Raw genomic sequence first — 21,295 nt, forward strand, 5'->3', positions numbered from 1 at the left:
TGAGCCCGGGGGCAGGCGCGACGTGAACATCACCCCGGAGCCGCCGGAAGAAAGCCGAAGCCCCTGGCACAGGCGAGTAGACCCGGCATCGCGACCCCAATGAGGGGGCTTTCCGGCACGTACGACCTATCCGGAGGGCCAAGGAGGGTGGTACCGCGGGAGCGCGACAAGCGGCTCTCGTCCCTCCGACGGAACGGAAATCGTCCGCCGGAGGAAGCGCGTTGAACCCGCAGCCGCAGTACCGCCAGGTGCCCGCCCAGGTCGACCTGCCCGCCCTTGAGCACGCCGTGCTCGACTTCTGGAGCGAGCAGAAGATCTTCGCCAAGAGCCTCGAGCAGTCCGAGGGACGCCCCGAGTGGGTGTTCTACGAGGGCCCGCCCACCGCCAACGGCATGCCGGGCGCCCACCACATCGAGGCCCGCGTCTTCAAGGACGTCTTCCCCCGCTTCCGCACCATGCGGGGCTACCACGTCGCCCGCAAGGCCGGCTGGGACTGCCACGGCCTGCCGGTCGAGCTCGCGGTCGAGAAGGAGCTCGGCTTCAGCGGCAAGAAGGACATCGAGGCGTACGGCATCGCCGAGTTCAACGCCAAGTGCCGTGAGTCCGTGACCCGCCATACCGACGCCTTCGCCGACCTCACGACCCGCATGGGCTACTGGGTCGACCTCGACGACGCCTACCGGACGATGAACCCGGAGTACGTCGACTCGGTCTGGTGGTCCCTGAAGGAGATCTTCAACAAGGACCTCCTGGTCCAGGACCACCGCGTCGCCCCCTGGTGCCCCCGCTGCGGCACCGGCCTCTCGGACCACGAGCTGGCGCAGGGCTACGAGACGGTCGTCGACCCCTCGGTCTTCGTCCGCTTCCCGCTCACCGGCGGTCCGCTGGCGGGCGAGGCGGCCCTCCTGGTGTGGACGACCACTCCGTGGACCCTCGTCTCCAACACGGCCGTCGCCGCGCACCCGGACGTCACCTACGTAGTCGCGACCAACGGGGAAGAGAAGCTCGTCGTCGCCGAGCCGCTCGTCGAGAAGGCTCTCGGCGAGGGCTGGGAGACCACCGGCCAGACCTTCACCGGCGCCGAGATGGAGCGCTGGACGTACCAGCGCCCCTTCGATCTTGTCGAGTTCCCGGCGCCCGCCCACTTCGTGGTCAACGCCGACTACGTGACCACCGAGGACGGCACCGGTCTGGTCCACCAGTCCCCCGCCTTCGGTGAGGACGACCTCAAGGTCTGCCGGTCGTACGGCCTCCCGGTCGTGAACCCGGTCCGTCCCGACGGCACCTTCGAGGAGGACGTCCCGCTCGTGGGCGGCGTCTTCTTCAAGAAGGCCGACGAAAAGCTCACCGAGGACCTCCAGGACCGCGGTCTGCTCTTCCGGCACATCCCGTACGAGCACAGCTACCCGCACTGCTGGCGCTGCCACACGGCGCTCCTCTACTACGCGCAGCCGTCCTGGTACATCCGCACCACGGCCATCAAGGACCGCCTCCTCCAGGAGAACGAGAAGACCAACTGGTTCCCGGACTCGGTCAAGCACGGCCGCTTCGGCGACTGGCTGAACAACAACGTCGACTGGGCGCTGTCCCGCAACCGCTACTGGGGCACCCCGCTGCCCATCTGGCGCTGCGAGGAAGGCCACTTGACCTGTGTCGGCTCGCGCGCCGAGCTCTCCGACCTGACGGGCACCGACCAGTCGGGCCTCGACCCGCACCGGCCGTTCATCGACGAGGTCACCTTCGCCTGCCCGAAGGACGGCTGCGGGCAGACCGCGACGCGCGTCCCCGAGGTCATCGACGCCTGGTACGACTCGGGTTCGATGCCGTTCGCGCAGTGGGGCTACCCGTACAAGAACAAGGAGCTCTTCGAGAGCCGCTACCCGGCGCAGTTCATCTCGGAGGCCATCGACCAGACCCGCGGCTGGTTCTACACGCTGATGGCCGTCGGCACCCTGGTCTTCGACAAGTCGTCGTACGAGAACGTGGTCTGCCTCGGCCACATCCTCGCCGAGGACGGCCGCAAGATGTCCAAGCACCTGGGCAACATCCTCCAGCCGATCCCGCTGATGGACCAGCACGGCGCCGACGCGGTGCGCTGGTTCATGGCGGCCGGCGGCTCCCCGTGGGCGGCCCGCCGGGTGGGCCACGGCACGATCCAGGAGGTCGTCCGCAAGACGCTCCTGACGTACTGGAACACGGTCGCCTTCCAGGCGCTGTACGCCCGTACGTCGAAGTGGGCCCCCAGCGACGCCGACCCGGTGCCCGCCGACCGCCCGCTCCTGGACCGCTGGCTGCTCAGCGAGCTGCACGCGCTCACCGACCAGGTCACCCAGGCCCTGGAGAGCTACGACACCCAGCGCGCCGGCAAGCTCCTGTCGACGTTCGTGGACAACCTCTCCAACTGGTACGTACGCCGTTCCCGCCGCCGCTTCTGGCAGGGCGACAAGGCGGCCCTGCGCACCCTGCACGAGGTCCTGGAGACCGTCACGCGCCTGATGGCCCCGCTGACGCCGTTCATCACGGAGCGCGTCTGGCAGGACCTGGTGGTGCCGGTCACCCCGGACGCCCCGGAGTCGGTCCACCTGACCTCGTGGCCTCAGGCCGACCTGTCCGCGATCGACCCGGAGCTCTCGCAGCAGATGGTGCTCGTGCGGCGCCTAGTGGAGCTGGGCCGTGCCACGCGCGCGGAGTCCGGCGTCAAGACCCGCCAGCCGCTGTCCCGCGCGCTGGTCGCGGCGTCCGGCTTCGACTCGCTCAACCCGGAGCTGCACTCCCAGATCACCGAGGAGCTGAACGTCTCCTCGCTGGCGTCCCTCTCCGAGGTGGGCGGCTCGCTCGTCGACACGACCGCCAAGGCGAACTTCCGCGCCCTGGGCAAGCGCTTCGGCAAGGGTGTCCAGGCGGTCGCCAAGGCCGTCGCCGACGCCGACGCGGCGGCGCTGTCACTGGCCCTGCGCGAGGGCACGGCCTCGGTCGAGGTCGACGGCGAGACGGTGACGCTGGCCCCGGACGAGGTCATCATCACGGAGACCCCGCGCGAGGGCTGGTCGGTGGCGTCCGACTCCGGAGCCACGGTCGCCCTCGACCTGGAGATCACGGAGGAGCTGCGCCGGGCCGGTCTGGCCCGTGACGCGATCCGGCTGATCCAGGAGGCCCGCAAGAACAGCGGCCTGGACGTCGCGGACCGGATCGCCCTGCGCTGGACGTCCACGGACCCCGCGGTGATCACGGCCCTGTCCGACCACGCCGACCTCATCGCGGACGAGGTGCTCGCCACGGACTTCGGTCAGGGTGAGGCGGACGACACATTCGGCCAGACGTTCATGGACGAGTCGCTGTCCCTGACGTTCCGCCTCCGCAAGGCCTGAGCCCACCGGGCCCTACGTCGGCTCGCAAGGCAGTACGAAGGCCCGGCCCCGCCAAAGATCTTGGCGGGGCCGGGCCTTCGGCGTTGCGTCCCACGTACAGATGAACGTTTCTGCACCGCTGTGCGGGCGCACGCAAAAGGGCCGGGCCCCCAGAAGATCTGGGGGCCCGGCCCTGAACGCTGCCGACGCCTAAGGCGTGGATACGCCCGTCAGTTGTCGTCCTCGTCGATGAGGAAGCCGCGCATCGGCGACGGAGCCTGCTGCATCGGCTGCGGGCCCTGCGGCCGCACCGGCGCCATCGGCTGGGTCATCGCCGGGGACATCTGCTGCTGGCCACCGTAGGACGGGCCGCCCGCGGGCTGGTTGCCGCCCATCGACTGGTTGCCGCCGTAGGACGGGGCACCCGCGCCGGCCGGAGCCATGGAGGGCGCCGGGGACGGCGGAAGGGAGGCCGTCGCCGGGGTCCGCGGCGGAGCCAGCGAGTCGTCGGCCTGGGTCTCCAGCTGACGGAGCTGCGACTCCAGGTAGGACTTCAGCCGCGTGCGGTACTCGCGCTCGAAGCCGCGCAGGTCCTCGACCTTGCGCTCCAGCGTGGCGCGGGCGGACTCCAGGGAGCCCATCGCGACACGGTGCTTCTCCTGCGCGTCCCGCTCCAGGGCGTCGGCCTTGGCACGGGCGTCACGCTCGAGACCCTCGGCACGCGAACGGGCCTCGCCGACGATCTTGTTGGCCTCGGAACGGGCCTCCGCGATCGCCTGGTCGGCGGTCTGCTGGGCAAGGGAGAGCACACGAGCGGCGCTGTCGCCGCCGGGGCCCTGACCGGGCTGCGGCATCTGCGGGCCACCCATGGGACCGCCGCCCATGGGACCGCCCATCGGGCCACCCATCGGACCCTGGCCCATGGGGCCGGGGCCCTGCGGACCGGGACCCTGCGGGCCGTGCCCACTGGGGCCTGCGGGCAGCTGCGGTGCGCCACCCGGCAGCTGCGGCGGACCGCCCATCTGCTGGTGCTGCGGGTGCTGCTGCTGCGGCGGCACCGGCTGCGGGCCCGATATTGCGGCGGGCACCGGGGCGCCGGGACCTCGCTGGTCCTGCGGCCCGTCGGGGCCCTTGCGCATCCCGCCCTGCTGCTGGTTCTGCGCGGCGGCGCGGGTGGCCGCGGCCAGTTTGGCGCGCAGGTCCTCGTTCTCGCGGAGCAAGCGGGTCAGTTCGGCTTCGACCTCATCGAGGAAGGCATCGACCTCGTCCTCGTCATAGCCTTCTCGGAGGCGGACGGTCGTGAACTGCTTGTTCCGCACGTCCTCGGGGGTCAACGGCATCTCTTCACCTCAACGTAGTCGTCGGCATTCGGCAAGACCGTATCGTTCACACAGACACCGACCTGACGACGGTGATCAGGATGTAGACGATGATCATCAGTACGAAGAAGGACAGGTCGAGCGCCACGCCCCCGAGACGCAGCGGCGGGATGAACCGCCGCAGAAGCTTGAGCGGTGGATCAGTGACAGTGTAGGTGGCCTCCAAAATGACCACCATCGCCTTGCCGGGTTGCCATGAGCGGGCGAACTGGAAGACGTAGTCCATGACCAACCGGAAGATCAGCACGATGAGGAAACACATCAGCGCGATGTAAAGCACCTGCAAGACCACGCCCATGTTCGCGGTTCCCTCTCCCCTGTTACTCGTGCTGCGTTGCCGGTTCTGCGTCTACTGCATCTGTTACGTCTCAGCTCTGGTTGAAGAACCCGCCCTCTGCGATGCGAGCCTTGTCCTCCGCCGTTACATCGACGTTAGCAGGCGACAACAGGAACACCTTCTGCGTCACTCGCTCAATGCTGCCATGCAGACCGAACACCAGACCGGCGGCAAAGTCGACAAGTCGCTTCGCATCCGTGTCGTCCATCTCGGTCAGATTCATGATCACCGGAGTGCCCTCGCGGAAGTGTTCCCCGATGGTACGGGCCTCGTTGTACGTCCGCGGGTGCAGCGTGGTGATGCGGTAGGGCTCCCGCTCGGACACGACCTTGGGCATGATCACCGGTGCGTTCTTCTCCAGGCTCTGGCGTTCAGGTGTGATGGATGCCACGGGGGCAATACGTGCCGGACGTCCGGATTCGGCGGGTACCGAAGCGGAATGGGCGACCGGCTCCCGCTGAGCGGGGGGCTGCACCACTCGTACCGATTCGTCCCGATCAGACACATGGGCCTGGCGGGACTGGTGCGACTGGTGGGGCGGCTCGTGCCGCCGGCGGTCCCGCTCGGGCTCCGGCTCGGGTTCGAACTCGTCGTCGGGGTCGAACCCCGGACCGTCGTACCCATCGTCCTCCACGAGGCCGAGGTAGACCGCCATCTTGCGCATCGCGCCGGCCATGCTCTGAGTCCTCCGCTCTGTGGTGGATCGGCTGTCGTGTCACCAACTGCCCGAGATCCACGAGGTATCCCCGCCCAACAGCGAGAATGACCATATTTTCTGCTGTGGTCCGACTTCTTGGCGACGTTACCCGAGCCCGGGTCGGACTCCGAGTACCGCCGTACCGACGCGCACATGTGTCGCTCCGGCCGCCACGGCCTGTTCGAGGTCCGCACTCATCCCTGCCGACACCATGTTCGCAGCCGGATGAGCCGCGCGCATGAGGGTTGAGAATTCCATCAGCCGCTCGAACGCCGCCTGTTGCCGTCCCGCGTACGGTCCGGTGAGCGGCGCCACGGTCATCAGACCGTCAAGACGCAGCCCGGGAGCCTCCGCCACGAGTCCGGCCAACTCTTCGATCCCGCCCGGCCCCACACCCCCGCGCTCGCCCCGCCCGTGCTCCTCGGCGTCGAGCGCGACCTGGATCAGGCAGCCCAGTTCGCGCTCCGCGCGCACGGCGGCCGTCGACAGAGCCGTGACGAGCTTGGGACGGTCCACGGACTGCACCACATCGGCATAACTGACCACGGAACGGACCTTGTTGGTCTGCAACTGGCCGACAAAATGCCAGGCAAGGGGCAGATCCGAGCAGTCGGCGGCCTTGGGGGCCGCGTCCTGGTCGCGGTTCTCGGCGACGTCACGCACACCGAGTTCCGACAAGATCCGCACATCGCTCGCCGGGTAGGTCTTGGTGACCACGATCAGGGTCACCTCCTCCCGCTTGCGCCCGGCCGCCGCGCACGCCGCGGCGATGCGCTCCTCGACCTTCGCCAGATTCGCGGCGAGTTGAGCCTTACGGTCCGTCATGTCCCTCAGTCCAGCCAGACATAGCCCGCGAGACGGCCGGTGGCCTTGTCGCGGCGGTACGAGAAGTGGTCACCGGATTCCAGGGTGCACACCGGCGACTGCTCCCGGTCGTGCACCCCGAGCCGCTCCAGCTGGGCGTGCACCCCCGCGGTCACGTCGACCGCCGGCGTGCCCCAGCTCGTCTCGGCGTGCGCCGCGGGCTCGACCGCGGCGACATCGGCGCGCATCGCCTCGGGCACTTCGTAGCAACGCCCGCAGACGGCGGGCCCGGTGCGGGCGACGACGCGGGCCGGGTCCGCGCCCAGCTTCACCATCGCCTCGACGGCGGCCGGGACGATCCCGGCGACCATGCCGGGACGGCCCGCGTGCGCCGCGGCCACGACCTTGGCGACCGGGTCGGCGAGCAGGACGGGCGTGCAGTCGGCGGTGAGCACCGCGAGGGCCACGCCCCGGCGTGCGGTCACCACGGCGTCGACGGCCGGGATCTCGGCTTCGGGGCCCCAGGGGCCGTCCACCACCGCGACGTCGTTGCCGTGCACCTGGTTCATCCAGACGACCTGGTCCGGGTCGATGCCGAGGGACCTGGCGGCCAGCGCGCGGTTGGTCCGCACGGCCTGCGGGTCGTCGCCGACCGCGCCGCCGAGGTTGAGCTCTTCGTACGGAACGGCGCTCACCCCGCCCCACCTGTCGGTGAAGGCGAAGTGCGCGCCGCTCACGGTGCTGTGCAGGCCTATCACTTCAGGAAGTCCGGCACGTCCAGCTCTTCGGCCTGGCTGTCCTGGTAGGGCCGGGCCGTCGGGACGCTCGGCGCCGTCGCGGGCGCGGCCGGGGCCTCGTTGACCGGGGCCGGCTCCACGGGCTCCGGCGCCGTCGGCTCCTCGCGCGGCGTGACGCTGCCGAGGCCGCCGTAGGCCGGGCGGGACTCGGCGGGGCGGGCCGGGGCCGCCGGCTGCTCCTCGCGCTTGGCCGAGGCGGAGCCGAGGACGTTGTCCCGCTTGGAGGGCGGCTGTCCGCCGTCGAAGCCCGCCGCGATGACGGTGACCCTGACCTCGTCGCCCAGGGCGTCGTCGATGACGGCGCCGAAGATGATGTTGGCCTCGGGATGGGCCGCCTCGCTGACCAGCTGGGCCGCCTCGTTGATCTCGAAGAGACCGAGGTCCGAGCCGCCGGAGATGGAGAGCAGGACGCCCCGCGCCCCGTCGATGGACGCCTCCAGGAGCGGCGAGGAGATCGCCATCTCGGCGGCGGCCACCGCGCGGTCGTCGCCGCGGGCCGAGCCGATGCCCATGAGGGCCGAACCGGCCTCGGACATGACCGACTTGACGTCGGCGAAGTCGAGGTTGATCAGACCCGGCGTGGTGATGAGGTCGGTGATGCCCTGGACACCGGAGAGCAGGACCTGGTCCGCCGACTTGAAGGCGTCGAGGACGGAGACCTGGCGGTCCGAGATGGACAGGAGCCGGTCGTTGGGGATGACGATGAGGGTGTCGACCTCTTCGCGCAGCTCCGCGATGCCGTCCTCGGCCTGGTTGGCGCGACGACGGCCCTCGAAGGTGAACGGCCGGGTCACGACGCCGATCGTCAGGGCGCCCAGGGAGCGTGCGATGTTGGCGACGACAGGTGCGCCGCCGGTGCCGGTGCCGCCGCCTTCGCCGGCGGTGACGAAGACCATGTCGGCCCCCTTGAGGACCTCCTCGATCTCCTCGCGGTGATCCTCGGCCGCCTTGCGGCCGACCGCCGGGTTCGCACCGGCGCCGAGTCCACGGGTGAGTTCACGGCCGACGTCGAGCTTGACGTCGGCGTCGCTCATCAACAGGGCTTGCGCGTCGGTGTTGATGGCGATGAACTCGACGCCCTTGAGACCGACCTCGATCATCCGGTTGATGGCATTGACACCACCGCCGCCGACACCGATGACTTTGATGACTGCGAGGTAGTTCTGCGGTGCTGCCACGTCGAAGGCCTCTCGCCTCGAGTTACGTGTCGCCGCCTCGCGGTCTCGCGCCGCGACGACTGATGCCGAATGGGACGGTCCGAACGCCGACCCGAACCCTAACGCTGAAGTTTAGGGTTACCAGTGTGTCTGTTCCTTGGACTCTTCCGAACAGGACACTAAGTCGACAAGTGGCGCACGTTCAACGAACACGCCGAACCTCCCGTTTTTCTTTTCACCCTATGTGATCAGCCGTAGCGCTGCCGAACCAGGGTGCTGGCCTGCACAGATGCGCGTCAACTCGCCGATGACGCAGGGGCGGTGGGGACGCTCACGTCGAAGTGCCGTGCCTTGGGGGCTGCTTTCATCAGGGCGGTGAGTGTGCCCGCCTTCGCGCGGCCCTTCTCGCTGCTGCCCCAGTCGACTGTTCGCCCACCGCTCAACTCCAGCGAGATGGAGTCGTACGAACGGACCTTGACGACGCGGGTGTCACGGGCCACCGCGGTCGGCAGGGCACCGGCGACGCGCACCGCCTCGCGGCGCAGCCGGTGGCCGTCGAAACGGCGCAGACTCGCCGCCGCGTTCTCCCGGTCCGGCGTCAATTCGAGGAGCGCAACGCCCTTCGGCGCCTGTCCGACCGTGGCGAAACGCACTCCCTTGGCGTCCACTTCGACGAACTTTCCGCCCTTTTCCATCAGCAGGACCGGCTTGCGTTCGGTCACTTTCAGACCGATTCCGTGCGGCCAGGAACGGACGACGTCGACCGAGTCGATACGGGGGAGTTTCTTGCGGAGCCGGTCCTCAATGGCGTCGGAATCGACCGAAATCAGCGGTGCGCCGACCGGGGCGGCGGCCGCCTCGCGCACCTGTCCGGGCGTCAGGATCCGGGTCCCCGACGTCGTCACGCGCTCCAGGCGCAGCCACTGCGAGCCGTAGAGCACCCAGACGCAGCCCGCGGCGATCAGCACGAGGGCGATCGCCGCGACGACCAGGGTGCGGGTCCGCGGCAGGCGCGGGCGGGAGCGCGGCGGGCGGGCCGGGCCGGAGTCGAGCTTCTGCCGTTCGGCGGTGGTCGGTCCGGCCACGGTCCCTGCCTTCTGTGTGCCCTCTAGTGCCTGCTCACGCGTGGTGGCGCGAGGCGATCGCCTCGTACACCATGCCGACGAGCAGATCGTCGGCGTCCCGGCGGCCGAACTCCGAGGCGGCCCGGGACATCTCGTAAAGACGGTGCGGATCGGCGAGCACGGGCAGGACATTGCCCTGCACCCACTCGGGCGTCAGTTCCGCGTCGTCGACCAGCAGTCCGCCGCCGGCCTTGACCACCGGCTGGGCGTTCAGCCGCTGTTCGCCGTTGCCGATGGGCAGCGGGACGTACGCGGCCGGCAGTCCGACGGCGGAGAGTTCGGCGACGGTCATCGCGCCCGCGCGGCAGAGCATCATGTCGGCCGCGGCGTACGCGAGGTCCATCCGGTCCACGTACGGTACCGGGATGTAGGGCGGCATACCGGGCATGTTCTCGACGTACGGCAATTCGTTCTTCGGGCCGACCGCGTGCAGGATCTGGATCCCGGCGCGCTGCAGGACCGGGGCGACCTGCTGGACGACCTCGTTGAGCCGCCGGGCGCCCTGCGAGCCGCCGGAGACCAGCAGCGTCGGCAGGTTCGGGTCGAGGCCGAACGCGGCGCGCGCCTCGGGGCGGACCCGGGCCCGGTCGAGGGTTGCGATGGTGTGCCGCAGCGGGATGCCGATGTAGCGGGAGTTGCGCAGCTTGCTGTCGGGGGTGGCGACGGCCACCCCGTGGGCGTACCGCGAACCGATCTTGTTGGCGAGGCCGGGCCGCGCGTTGGCCTCGTGCACCACGATCGGCGTCCCGGTCCGCTTGGCCGCGAGATAGCCGGGCAGCGCGACATAGCCACCGAAGCCGACGACGCAGTCGGCCTTCGTGCGCTCCAGGATCTGCTCGGCCGCCTTGATCGTGCCGCGCAGCCGTCCCGGGACGGTGATCAGCTCGGGGGTGGGCTTGCGCGGCAGCGGGACGGCGGGGATCAGCGCCAGTTCGTAACCGCGCTCGGGTACGAGTCGGGTCTCGAGTCCACGCTCCGTGCCCAGGGCCGTGATGCCCACGGTCGGGTCCTGCCTCCGCAGGGCGTCCGCGAGGGCGAGCGCGGGCTCGATGTGGCCGGCGGTCCCCCCACCGGCGAGTACGACATGCACCGAAATTCACCGCTCTCCGGACGAACGCGCCTTGACGCGCCGTCTCATCGTGTTCCATCTCACCCGAGGTTGCCGCATGGCCAGGGCCGCCTTCGCCGCCGGATCCTGTCGCGCGAAGGCGATGAGGAGACCGATGGCGAACATGGTCGGCAGCAGGGCCGAACCCCCGTAGGAGAACAGCGGGAGCGGGACACCGGCGATCGGCAGCAGACCGAGCACCGCACCGACGTTGATCACGGCCTGGGCCGTGATCCAGGTGGTCACGCCTCCCGCGGCATACCTCACGAAGGGGTCCTCCGTGCGTCCGGCCACGCGGATACCCGCATAGCCTAGAGCCGCGAACAGAGCGAGCACCGACAGTGTCCCCGCCAGGCCGAGTTCCTCCCCGGTGATGGCGAAGATGAAGTCGGTGTGCGGTTCCGGCAGTTGACCCCATTTTTCCACACTCGCGCCCAGACCGGAACCGAAGAATCCGCCCGAGGCCAGGGCATAAATGCCGTGAACGGCCTGCCAGCACTGGTCACCGGGGCCCGGATCGGTCGCGCCGATACAGGCGAGCCTGGCCATCCGGTTGGGGCTCGTCTTGATGAGGATCACACCGATGAGCGCCGCGACCGAGAGCACGCCGGCGAAGAGCCGCGTCGGCGCCCCCGCCAGCCACAGCAGTCCGAACAGGATCGCGGTGAGGATGATCGCCGTACCCATGTCGCCGCCCAGCATGATCAGGCCGAGCAGCATGAAGGCGACGGGGACGAGCGGCACCAGCATGTGCTTCCACTGCGTGAGCAGCCGCTTGTCGTGTTTCCGGGCGAGCAGGTCCGCGCCCCACAGCACGAGGGCGAGCTTGCCGAACTCGCTGGGCTGCAGCTGGAACGGGCCGCCCAGATAGATCCAGTTCTGGTTGCCGTTGACGCTGCGCCCTATCCCGGGGACCTGCACGAGCACCATCAAAAAAACGGTCACCGCGAGGATCGGGTACGCGAGCGCCCGGTGCAGCTTGACGGGCATCCGCATGGCGAGCAGCAGCAGGATCGAGCCGAGTACGGCGGCGACGAACTGCTTGCGGAAGAAGTACGAGGCGGGCAGGTCCAGCTGCAGCGCCTGGATCATCGACGCCGAGTAGACCATCACCAGGCCGAGCACGGTGATCAGCAGGCTGCTGCCGAAGATGAGGTAGTACGCGGTCAGCGGCCGGTCCCAGGCGCGGCGTGCCTTGGTGTAGAGCCGCCGCGGCGGATTGTCGCGCGGCGGGCGCGGTGATCCCCCTGTTCGCGCTGCGCGGGCCGGTGCGGGCCGCTTGGCCGCCCGCGCGGGCGCGCGCCCACTACTGCCGGCCATCGGCGCCCCCACCCAGCCACGACGACGCTGCCACGTGCCCTCCTCCGGGTGCCGGGCGCCCCCGGACCACCGGGGTCCGCGTCAGGCGCTCGTACCGAGTCCGCGGACCGCGTCCGCGAACGCGTCACCACGCTTGTTGTAGTTCGTGAACATGTCCATCGACGCGCAGGCCGGAGCCATCAGTACGGTGTCCCCCGGCTCGGCGAGCCGTGCCGCCTGCCGTACCGCCTCGGACATCGCCCCAGTGTCGGTCCGGTCGAGGTCGACGACAGGGACCTCGGGCGCGTGTCGCGCGAGGGCTTCGCGGATCAGCGCGCGGTCCGCGCCGATCAGGACGACGCCCCGAAGGCGCTTGGCCGACTTGGTGACCAGCTCGTCGAAGGTGGCGCCCTTGGCGAGGCCGCCGGCGATCCAGACGATCGACTCGTACGCCGCCAACGAGGCTTCCGCGGCGTGGGTGTTGGTGGCCTTGGAGTCGTCGACGTACGCGACACCACCGACATCGGCGACGTGCTCGATGCGGTGGGCGTCCGGGCGGAAGGCGCGCAGACCGTCGCGTACGGCCGTCGCGGGCACGCCGTAGGCGCGTGCGAGGGCCGCCGCCGCCAGCGCGTTGGCGATGTTGTGCGGCGCGGGCGGCTGCACGTCGGAGATCTCGGCGAGCTCCTGGGCCTGCTTCTGGCGGTCCGGCACGAAGGCACGGTCGACCAGGATGCCGTCCACGACGCCCAGTTGCGAGGGCGCGGGCGCGTTCAGCGTGAAACCGATGGCGCGGCAGCCCTCTTCGACGTCGGCCTCGCGGACCAGGTCCTCGGTCGAAGGCTTGTCGGTGGAGTCCACGTTGTAGACGCAGGCGACCTGATTGCCCTCGTAGATGCGGCCCTTGTCGGCGGCGTACGCCTCCATGGAGCCGTGCCAGTCGAGGTGGTCGGGCGCCAGGTTCAGGACGGCCGCGGAGTGGGCCCGGAGCGAGGGCGCCCAGTGCAGCTGGTAGCTGGAGAGCTCGACGGCGAGCACGTCGTACGTCTCGTCGCCGGTGACCACGTCGAGCAGCGAGACCCCGATGTTGCCGACGGCGGCGGTCCGAAGACCGGCCGCCTCCAGGATCGAGGCCAGCATCCGTACGGTCGTGGTCTTACCGTTCGTACCGGTGACCGCCAGCCACGGAGCGGCATCGGGGCCGCGCAGGCGCCAGGCCAGCTCCACGTCGCCCCACACCTCCACGCCCGCCGCCGCGGCCGCCGCGAACAGCGGCTTGTCCGGCTGCCAGCCGGGCGTGGTGACGACGAGTTCGGTGCCCTGCGGCAGGGTCGCGCCGTCGCCGAGACGGACCCGGATGCCCTCGGACTCCAACTCCGCGGCCTGCGCACGGGAGCGCTCGTCGTCGCCGTCGTTGACGACCGTGACGACGGCGCCGAGGCCGTGCAGCACCCGGGCCGCCGGGATTCCGGAGACGCCGAGCCCGGCGACGGTGACGTTCTTGCCCTGCCAGTCGGTCACTTCTTGGCCGCCCACCCTGCGTAGAAGAGGCCGAGTCCGACGATCACGCACATGCCCTGGATGATCCAGAAGCGGACCACCACAAGGACCTCGGACCAGCCCTTGAGTTCGAAGTGATGCTGCAGCGGGGCCATCCGGAAGACGCGCTTCCCGGTCATGCGGAAGGAGCCGACCTGGATGACGACCGACATGGTGATGAGGACGAAGAGGCCGCCGAGCAGCGCGAGCAGCAGCTCGGTGCGGGAGCAGATCGCGAGGCCGGCGAGCGCGCCGCCGAGGGCGAGCGAGCCGGTGTCACCCATGAAGATCTTGGCGGGCGAGGTGTTCCACCACAGGAAGCCGAAGCAGGCACCCATCAGCGCGGAGGCCACGACCGCCAGGTCGAGCGGGTCTCTGACCTCGAAACACGCCTGCGGGTTGATCAGCGTGTTCGCGTTGGCGCAGGACTCCTGGTACTGCCAGACACCGATGAAGGTGTACGCGCCGAAGACCATCACGGAGGCGCCGGTGGCCAGTCCGTCGAGGCCGTCGGTGAGGTTCACGCCGTTCGACATCGCGAGGATCATGAACAGCGCCCAGACCACGAAGAGCACCGGGCCGATCGACCAGCCGAAGTCCGTGACGAACGACAGCTTGGTGGAGGCCGGGGTCTGGTTGCGGTTGTCCGGCCAGTTCAGCGCGAGCACGGCGAAGCCGATGCCGACGATCAACTGGCCGAGCATCTTCGCCTTGGCGCGCAGGCCGAGCGAGCGCTGCTTGACGATCTTGATGTAGTCGTCGAGGAAGCCGACCAGGCCCATGCCCGCCATCAGGAAGAGCACCAGGACGCCGGAGAGGGTCATCTCCGAGCCCGTGATGATCTTCGTGAGGAAGTACGCGATGAGCGTGGCCAGGATGAAGGCGATACCGCCCATGGTCGGCGTACCGCGCTTGCTGTGGTGCTCGCGCGGGCCGTCGTCCCGGATGAACTGCCCATAGCCCTTGCGGGCCAGGAACTTGATCAGGAGCGGGGTTCCGACCAGGGTCAGGAAGAGCCCGATCACACCCGCGAAGAGGATCTGCCTCATCGGCCGGCGACCTGCCCCTCGGACGACGCGGTGTCATCGAGCAGCGCCGTGGCGACGCGCTCGAGACCGACCGATCTGGAAGCCTTCACCAGCACGACGTCCCCTGGGCGCAGCTCGCTGCGCAGCAGGTCGATCGCCGCCTGTGCGTCGGACACGTGCACCGACTCCTCACCCCACGAACCCTCGTTGTATGCGCCCAGTTGGAGCCAGGACGCTTCCCTGCCCCCGACTGCCACGAGCTTGCTCACGTTCAGCCGGACAGCGAGCCGTCCGACCGCGTCGTGTTCGGCGAGCCCTTCGTCACCGAGCTCGGCCATATGACCGAGCACCGCCCACGTACGACGTCCCTTGGCCATGGCCGCGAGCGCGCGCAGGGCGGCTCGCATGGACTCGGGGTTCGCGTTGTAGGCGTCGTTGACGACCGTCACGCCGTCCGGGCGCTCGGTGACCTCCATCCGCCAGCGGGACAGCGTGCCCGCCTCGGAGAGCGCGCGGGCGATCTCGTCTGCGGACATGCCCAGCTCATGGGCGACGGCGGCCGCGGCAAGCGCGTTCGACACGTGGTGCTCACCGTACAGCCGCAAGGTCACGTCGCTGCACCCGGAGGGTGTGTACAGCGTAAAGGCGGGCTGGCCGTTCTCGGTGAGCCGGACATTCTCGGCACGGACGTCGGCGTCGGCGGACTCCCCGAAGAGCAGCACGCGGGCCTTCGTGCGCGAGGCCATGGCGCGCACCAGCGGGTCGTCGGCGTTGAGGACGGCGGTGCCGTCGGCGGGCAGGCTCTCGACGAGCTCACCCTTCGCTTCTGCGATCTGCTCGCGTCCGCCGAACTCGCCGATGTGGGCGGTGCCGACGTTGAGGACGAGGCCGATCTTCGGCGGGGTGAGGCCGGTCAGATACCGGATGTGGCCGATTCCGCGCGCGCCCATCTCCAGGACGAGGAACTTCGTCTCGTCGGTGGCGCTCAGCGCGGTGAGCGGGAGTCCGATCTCGTTGTTGAGCGAGCCCGGCGTCCAGACCGTGGGTGCCTTGGTCCGCAGGACCTGGGCGAGCAGGTCCTTGGAGCTGGTCTTGCCGACGGAGCCGGTCAGCGCCACGAGGGTCGCGCCGAGCCGCTCCACGACGTGCCGCGCGAGGGCGCCGAGCGCCGTCTGCACGTCGTCGACGACGATCGCGGGTACGCCGACGGGGCGCGAGGCGAGGACGGCGGCGGCGCCGGCCCCGACCACCGCGGCCGCGTAGTCGTGGCCGTCGACGCGCTCGCCGGCGAAGGCGACGAAGAGGCTGCCGGGCTCCACCTCACGGGAGTCCCTGACGACCGGTCCGGTGACCCGGACGGACGGATCCGGTATGTCGTGCGTCTGCCCGCCGACGACTTCTGCGATCTCGGCGAGGGAGAGGGCGATCACAAATTCATCCCTGGGTTTGCTGGATAGCTTCGCGAAGCACCTGGCGGTCGTCGAAGGGACGTACCACCCCGGCGATGTCCTGTCCCTGCTCGTGGCCCTTGCCCGCGACGAGCACGGTGTCGCCCGGCTGTGCACGGGCGACGGCCGCGCGGATCGCGGCGGCGCGGTCCTCGAACACGGCGACCTCGCCGCGCTCGTGGGCCGGTACGTCGGCGGCGCCCGCGAGCATGGTGGCGAGGATCGCGAGGGGGTCCTCGCCGCGCGGGTTGTCGGAGGTCAGTACGGCGGTGTCGGCGAGCCGGGCCGCGGCCGCGCCCATCGGCATCCGCTTGGTCTTGTCGCGGTCGCCGCCGCAGCCGAGCACGATGTGCAGCTTGTTCTCGGTGACCTTGCGCAGCGCGCGCAGGACCGATTCGACGGCGTCCGTCTTGTGGGCGTAGTCGACGACGGCGAGATACGGCTGGCCCTCGTCGACGCGCTCCAGGCGGCCGGGGACGCCGGGCACCGCCGCGACACCGTCGGCGGCCTGCTGCGGGTCGAGCCCGGCGACGGCCAGCGAGACGATCGCGGCAAGCGTGTTGGCGACGTTGAAGGGTCCGGCCAGCGGGGACTTCGCGGTGATCCGCTCGCCCTGCGGCCCGACCACGACGAACGTGGAGTCGAACGGGGTGACCTCGACGTCCTCGGCGCGCCAGTCGGCGTCCGGGTGGCCCTCCGCGGAGAAGGTGACGACCGGGACCTCGGACTCGTCGACGAGCCGGCGGCCGTACTCGTCGTCGAGGTTGACCACGCCGAGCCGGGAGCGCTCCTTGGTGAAGAGCTGCGCCTTGGCCCGGAAGTAGTCCTCCATGTCGGAGTGGAACTCCATGTGCTCCGGGCTGAGGTTGTTGAAGACGGCGACGTCGAAGACGCAGCCGTCCACCCGGCCGAGCACGAGGGCGTGGCTGGAGACCTCCATGGCGACGGCCTCGACGCCGCGCTCGCGCATCACCGCGAACAGCGCCTGGAGGTCGGTCGCTTCAGGGGTCGTGCGTTCCGACTTGATGCGCTCGTCGCCGATGCGCATCTCGACCGTGCCGATGAGCCCGGTCGACTTCACGCCCTTGAGGCCGCCCTCGACGAGATACGCCGTGGTGGTCTTGCCGGACGTGCCGGTGATCCCGATCTGCAGCAGGTCGCGCCCCGGATGGCCGTACACCGTGGCCGCGAGCTCGCCCATGGCGCCGCGCGGGTCGGCGACGACCAGGACCGGCAGGCCCGTGGCGGCCGCGCGTTCGGCGCCCGTGGGGTCGGTGAGGATCGCGGCGGCGCCGAGGTCGGCGGCCTGGGCGACGAAGTCGGCGCCGTGCAGCCGGGCGCCGGGCAGCGCGGCGTAGATGTCGCCGGGGCGGACCGCGCGGGAGTCGTGCGTGATGCCGCTGACCTCCCCCGTGCCGGGGGCGGCGACGCCCAGCTGATCGGCGATCCGGGCGAGCGGCGTCGCGGCGACCTGGACCGGCCGTGGCGGTCCCGGATATGTCACGGGAACGCCCTTCTGGGTGGTTTGGGACTGATCAGCGTGTGGCACGGCGGTGAGCGTACCGGGCGCACCCCCCGATGGGCGAAGCGGGCGGTGTGGCGGGGGCTGGTTCCCCGGCTGCGGGGTGATCGTTGTCACGGGTTTGTCCTGGTCGGGCTCAGGGTGCGAAGGGGACGGGCTCAGGGTTCGAAGGTGACGGGCAGTCGGGCCGGGCCCTTGCCGGTGGGCGGGACCTGGAGCGTCTTCAGGGCGAACTGCATGACTTCCTTGTAGATGGGGCCGCAGATCTGGCCGCCGAAGTAGCTGCCCTTGGTGGCGTTCTGGATCGCGCAGTAGACCGTGACGCGCGGCTTGTCGGCGGGCGCGAAACCGGCGAACGACGAGGTGTAGCCCTTGTAGCGGCCGGTCTGCGGGTCGACCCGGTTGGCCGTACCGGTCTTGCCCGCGACGCGGTAGCCGGGGATGCGCGCCTTGGTGCCGGTGCCCTCTTCGTCGTCGACGACGGACTCCAGCATCTGCGCCACCGTCTTCGCGGTCTTCTCGCTGACCACACGGGTCTTCTTGGGCTTGGGCGCGGGCGTGAAGCGGCCGTCGGGGCCCTTGGTGCCGCGTACCAGGGTGGGCTCTACGCGGACGCCGCCGTTGGCGATCGTGGAGTAGACGGAGGCCGCCTGCATCGCGTTGATCGAGACGCCCTGGCCGAACGGGATCGTGTACTGCTGCGAGGTGGACCACTTGTCGGCCGGGGCGAGGATGCCGGAGGTCTCGCCGGGGAAGCCGAGCCCGGTCTCCTTGCCGATGCCGAACTTGCGCAGATACGAGTAGAGGACCTTGTTGGCCTCCCGCTGCGTCTTGCCCAGTTCGCCGGTGGCGAGGATCGTGCCGATGTTGGAGGACTTGGCGAGCACGCCGTTGAGCGTGAGGTGCCAGGTCGGGTGGTCGATGTCGTCCTGGAAGAGCCGGTCGCCGCGGTGCAGCCGGTTGGGGACGGTCACGTGCGTGCCGGGCGTGGCCGCGTTCTCCTCCAGGACCGCGGCCATCGACATGACCTTGGCGGTGGAGCCCGGCTCGAAGGCGTCCTGGAGCGCGGCGTTGCCCATCGCCGTGCCGTCGGCCTGCGAGAGGTCGTTCGGGTCGAAGCCCGGGGAGTTGGCCATCGCGAGGATCTCGCCGGTCCGGTTGTCCTGCACCATCACATAGCCGCGGTCCGCCTGTGACTTCTCGACCTGCTTGGAGATGGCGTTCTGCGCGGCCCACTGGATGTCGCGGTCAATGGTCAGCTCGACGTCGGAGCCGGGCACCGCGGGCGTCTCGGTGGAGCCCGCGGTCGGCACCTGGCGACCGCCGGACTGGGCGTAACGGATCTTGCCGTCCTTGCCCGCGAGCTCCTTGTTCAGCTGCTGCTCCAGGCCGCCCGCGCCCTTGCCGTCGGCGTTGACCCAGCCCAGTATCCCGGCGGCCAGGCTGTCGTTCGGGTACACGCGCTTGCTGCTGGGGTCCTGGAAGATGCCCGCCAGGACGTTCTTGCTGCTCTTGTCCGTACGGGCCTTTTCGGCCAGGGCGCCGCGCAGCTCCTTGATCTGCTTCCAGGCCTGTGGGGTCTGCCGGCGGGCGAGCAGCACATAGCGCGTGTTCGGCTTCCTGAGCTGCTTGCTCAGCTCGGCGGCGTCCTTGTCGAGGATCGGGGCGAGGAGCGCGGCCGCCTGCTCGGGCGCGTCCTTGATGCCCATCTCCTTCTTCGTGAACATCGTGGGGTCGGCCGTGATGTCGTACGCGTCGACACTCGCGGCGAGCTCGACGCCGCTGCGGTCGGTGATGCCCCCGCGCTCGGCGGCCAGGACATGGCTGAAGTAGCGGTTCTTCTCGGCCTTGGCCGTGTACGCGCTGGCGTCGACGGCCTGCACCTGGAGCAGTCGTACGACGAAGGCCAGCATCACCAGGGTCAGGCCGAGGCTCACCATGCGCAGCCGGGGCCGCGGGCTGCCGAGCCGGATGGTGCGGGGCCTGGGCGCGGCCGGGTGCGGCCGGCGGGCGGCGGGGCGGCTCCCCTGCCCCGGCCTGCGCTGGGGGCCGGGGCGGGCCGGTCGCGAGGGCCTCGCGGGACCCGGCACCCTGCGCCGCGGGGGTTGACGGTCCGTCACTTACGTCACCTGCCGGAGGTCGTGGGGCCGGGCTTCGCGGAGGGGGTGGGCGGGGCGGTGCCGGTCTCCGGGGACGGCGACGGTGCGGCCGGGGTCGCCTCCGGCGTGGCGGGCGGGACCGGGATCGAGACGGAGGGCGCCGGGGAGGCCACTTCCTGGGGGCGCGGCTCGGGCGGCCCCTGTGCCGAGGACCGGGCGGCGGCTCCCGGCACGCCGCGCACGGTGCCGTCGGGGTTCAGGAAGGCCGGGTCGCCGCCGGGGACCATGCCGAGCTCACGGGCGCGGCGCTGGAGCGCGTCGGGCGCCGAGTAGGCGTCCACGTCCCGCTGGAGCTCCTGCTCCTGGTCGGTGAGTTCCGTCGTCTCCCGCTTCAGCTCGCTCAGCTGGAACGAGCCTTCGTTGAGCGAGGAGTTCAGGATCAGGAGGGTGATCAGGCCACCGCCGAGCAACAGCACGACGAGCAGCACGAAGGGCGTACGGGCGGCCTGGCTCGGCCCCGACGGCAGCAGCCGCGCGAGCCGGGCCGCCCGCCCCCGCAGTTCGGGCTTCTTGCTCATGGGGCCTCCTCAGGGACGCCGCTCACGGGACTCCTCGCGGCCGCGTTTCACAGGGCCTCCTCGCGGATGCGCTGCGCACCCCGCAGCCGTGCCGGGGCCGCCCGGCGGTTCTCGGCGACCTCTTCCTCGGTGGGGAGCTCCGCGCCGCGCGTGAGCAGCTTGAGCTTGGGCTGGTAGCGCTCGGGCACGACCGGCAGACCGGGCGGCGCGGTCGACGCGGCACCGGCCGCGAACACCTGCTTGACCAGCCGGTCCTCCAGCGAGTGGTACGACAGGACGGCGATCCGGCCGCCGACGGCGAGCGCCTGCACGGCCGACGGGATGGCCGACTCCAGGACGCTCAGCTCGCCGTTGACCTCGATGCGCAGCGCCTGGAAGGTGCGCTTGGCGGGGTTGCCGCCGGTGCGCTTGGCGGCCTGCGGCAGGGAGTCCCGGATCAGCTCGACGAGCCGCGCGCTGTTGCTGAACGGCTCCTTCTCGCGCTCGCGCACGACGGCGGACACGATCCGCTTGGCCTGCTTCTCCTCGCCGTACTGGCGCAGGATCCGCACCAGTTCACCGGGGGCGTACGTGTTGAGGACCTCGGCGGCGCTGATGCCGGTCGTCTGGTCCATGCGCATGTCCAGGGGCGCGTCCTGGGCGTACGCGAAGCCGCGGTCCGCCTCGTCGAGCTGCATGGAGGAGACGCCGAGGTCGAAGAGGACGCCCTGGACCTTGGCGATGCCGAGCCGGTCGAGCACGTCGGGGAGTTCGTCGTACACCGCGTGCACCAGGGTGGCCCGGTCGCCGAAGGGGGCGAGCCGCTCCCCGGAGAGGCGCAGCGCCTCCTTGTCGCGGTCGAGGCCGATCAGCCGGGCCGACGGGAAGGTGGAGAGCAGCGCCTCGCTGTGTCCGCCGAGGCCGAGCGTGCAGTCGACGACGACCGCTTCCGGCTGTGCGAGGGCCGGGGCCAACATGTCCAGGCACCGCTGGAGCATCACCGGGACGTGTCGGCTGTTGTCGGTCAAGGGGCCCTCTCAGGTCCGGCGCGGT

Annotated in this window: 17 protein-coding genes; 1 reads left to right on the plus strand and 16 read right to left on the minus strand. The window is 70.4% G+C overall.

Annotation, left to right across the window (positions count from 1 at the left end; genetic code table 11):
• Window positions 1-221: 221 nt before the first annotated feature.
• Window positions 222-3,368: an isoleucine--tRNA ligase gene (ileS, locus tag ACIBKX_RS01830; protein WP_363272483.1), complete on the plus strand. Its 3,147-nt coding sequence runs from the start codon at window positions 222-224 to the stop codon at window positions 3,366-3,368.
• A gap of 209 nt (window positions 3,369-3,577) precedes the next feature.
• Here ileS and ACIBKX_RS01835 read toward each other — a convergent pair whose 3' ends face one another.
• The 16 genes from ACIBKX_RS01835 to rsmH form a co-directional block, all read right to left on the minus strand.
• Window positions 3,578-4,687, minus strand: a complete 1,110-nt coding sequence (locus ACIBKX_RS01835; protein WP_363272484.1) for a DivIVA domain-containing protein — start codon at window positions 4,685-4,687, stop codon at window positions 3,578-3,580.
• A gap of 46 nt (window positions 4,688-4,733) precedes the next feature.
• Entirely contained in the window at window positions 4,734-5,024 is a 291-nt protein-coding gene (locus ACIBKX_RS01840; protein WP_363272485.1) for a YggT family protein, read from the minus strand.
• A gap of 70 nt (window positions 5,025-5,094) precedes the next feature.
• Window positions 5,095-5,739 carry a cell division protein SepF gene (locus tag ACIBKX_RS01845; RefSeq protein WP_135333688.1) on the minus strand — a complete coding sequence of 215 codons (645 nt, stop codon included), beginning with the start codon at window positions 5,737-5,739 and terminating at the stop codon, window positions 5,095-5,097.
• Window positions 5,740-5,865: 126 nt separating this feature from the next.
• Window positions 5,866-6,585: a YggS family pyridoxal phosphate-dependent enzyme gene (locus ACIBKX_RS01850; RefSeq protein WP_363272486.1), complete on the minus strand. Its 720-nt coding sequence runs from the start codon at window positions 6,583-6,585 to the stop codon at window positions 5,866-5,868.
• 5 nt (window positions 6,586-6,590) lie between these two features.
• Window positions 6,591-7,322: a peptidoglycan editing factor PgeF gene (gene pgeF, locus ACIBKX_RS01855; RefSeq protein WP_363272487.1), complete on the minus strand. Its 732-nt coding sequence runs from the start codon at window positions 7,320-7,322 to the stop codon at window positions 6,591-6,593.
• The gene (gene ftsZ, locus ACIBKX_RS01860) at window positions 7,319-8,539 is read right to left on the minus strand and encodes a cell division protein FtsZ (protein ID WP_363272488.1); all 1,221 of its coding nucleotides are present in this window, start codon (window positions 8,537-8,539) and stop codon (window positions 7,319-7,321) included. Before ftsZ ends, pgeF begins: the two co-directional genes overlap by 4 nt.
• Before the next feature lie 275 nt (window positions 8,540-8,814).
• Complete coding sequence (locus ACIBKX_RS01865; protein ID WP_363272489.1) at window positions 8,815-9,603, minus strand: FtsQ-type POTRA domain-containing protein; 789 nt, start codon at window positions 9,601-9,603, stop codon at window positions 8,815-8,817.
• Window positions 9,604-9,637: 34 nt separating this feature from the next.
• Complete coding sequence (gene murG / locus ACIBKX_RS01870; protein WP_363272490.1) at window positions 9,638-10,732, minus strand: undecaprenyldiphospho-muramoylpentapeptide beta-N-acetylglucosaminyltransferase; 1,095 nt, start codon at window positions 10,730-10,732, stop codon at window positions 9,638-9,640.
• A gap of 6 nt (window positions 10,733-10,738) precedes the next feature.
• Window positions 10,739-12,070 (minus strand): putative lipid II flippase FtsW, encoded by a 1,332-nt coding sequence (gene ftsW, locus ACIBKX_RS01875; RefSeq protein WP_363272491.1) that lies wholly within the window; start codon window positions 12,068-12,070, stop codon window positions 10,739-10,741.
• An 81-nt stretch (window positions 12,071-12,151) separates the two neighbouring features.
• Window positions 12,152-13,570, minus strand: a complete 1,419-nt coding sequence (murD, locus tag ACIBKX_RS01880; RefSeq protein ID WP_363272492.1) for a UDP-N-acetylmuramoyl-L-alanine--D-glutamate ligase — start codon at window positions 13,568-13,570, stop codon at window positions 12,152-12,154.
• Window positions 13,567-14,637, minus strand: coding sequence for a phospho-N-acetylmuramoyl-pentapeptide-transferase (mraY, locus tag ACIBKX_RS01885; RefSeq protein WP_363272493.1), 1,071 nt, complete (start codon window positions 14,635-14,637; stop codon window positions 13,567-13,569). The genes murD and mraY overlap by 4 nt, the downstream gene beginning before the upstream one ends.
• Window positions 14,634-16,046, minus strand: coding sequence for a UDP-N-acetylmuramoyl-tripeptide--D-alanyl-D-alanine ligase (gene murF, locus ACIBKX_RS01890; RefSeq protein ID WP_363272494.1), 1,413 nt, complete (start codon window positions 16,044-16,046; stop codon window positions 14,634-14,636). Before murF ends, mraY begins: the two co-directional genes overlap by 4 nt.
• 4 nt (window positions 16,047-16,050) lie before the next feature.
• On the minus strand, window positions 16,051-17,703 hold the full coding sequence (locus ACIBKX_RS01895; protein WP_363272495.1) for a UDP-N-acetylmuramoyl-L-alanyl-D-glutamate--2,6-diaminopimelate ligase: 1,653 nt from the start codon (window positions 17,701-17,703) through the stop codon (window positions 16,051-16,053).
• A 41-nt stretch (window positions 17,704-17,744) separates the two neighbouring features.
• Entirely contained in the window at window positions 17,745-19,706 is a 1,962-nt protein-coding gene (locus tag ACIBKX_RS01900; RefSeq protein WP_363272496.1) for a penicillin-binding transpeptidase domain-containing protein, read from the minus strand.
• Window positions 19,707-19,711: 5 nt separating this feature from the next.
• Window positions 19,712-20,263 (minus strand): septum formation initiator family protein, encoded by a 552-nt coding sequence (locus ACIBKX_RS01905; protein ID WP_363272497.1) that lies wholly within the window; start codon window positions 20,261-20,263, stop codon window positions 19,712-19,714.
• Between the two features lie 47 nt (window positions 20,264-20,310).
• Complete coding sequence (rsmH, locus tag ACIBKX_RS01910) at window positions 20,311-21,270, minus strand: 16S rRNA (cytosine(1402)-N(4))-methyltransferase RsmH (RefSeq protein WP_363272498.1); 960 nt, start codon at window positions 21,268-21,270, stop codon at window positions 20,311-20,313.
• Window positions 21,271-21,295 lie beyond the last annotated feature (25 nt).

It is taken from the genome of Streptomyces sp. NPDC050658, from assembly GCF_044457025.1.
GTDB lineage: Bacteria > Actinomycetota > Actinomycetes > Streptomycetales > Streptomycetaceae > Streptomyces.

Bases quoted from the DNA above. Each gene is read 5' to 3' on its own strand.
- ACIBKX_RS01835 (WP_363272484.1), bottom strand. From the start codon at position 4,687: ATGCCGTTGACCCCCGAGGACGTGCGGAACAAGCAGTTCACGACCGTC.
- ACIBKX_RS01840 (WP_363272485.1), bottom strand. From the start codon at position 5,024: ATGGGCGTGGTCTTGCAGGTGCTTTACATCGCGCTGATGTGTTTCCTC.
- ACIBKX_RS01845 (WP_135333688.1), bottom strand. From the start codon at position 5,739: ATGGCCGGCGCGATGCGCAAGATGGCGGTCTACCTCGGCCTCGTGGAG.
- ACIBKX_RS01850 (WP_363272486.1), bottom strand. From the start codon at position 6,585: ATGACGGACCGTAAGGCTCAACTCGCCGCGAATCTGGCGAAGGTCGAG.
- ftsW (WP_363272491.1), bottom strand. From the start codon at position 12,070: ATGGCCGGCAGTAGTGGGCGCGCGCCCGCGCGGGCGGCCAAGCGGCCC.
- mraY (WP_363272493.1), bottom strand. From the start codon at position 14,637: ATGAGGCAGATCCTCTTCGCGGGTGTGATCGGGCTCTTCCTGACCCTG.
- ACIBKX_RS01905 (WP_363272497.1), bottom strand. From the start codon at position 20,263: ATGAGCAAGAAGCCCGAACTGCGGGGGCGGGCGGCCCGGCTCGCGCGG.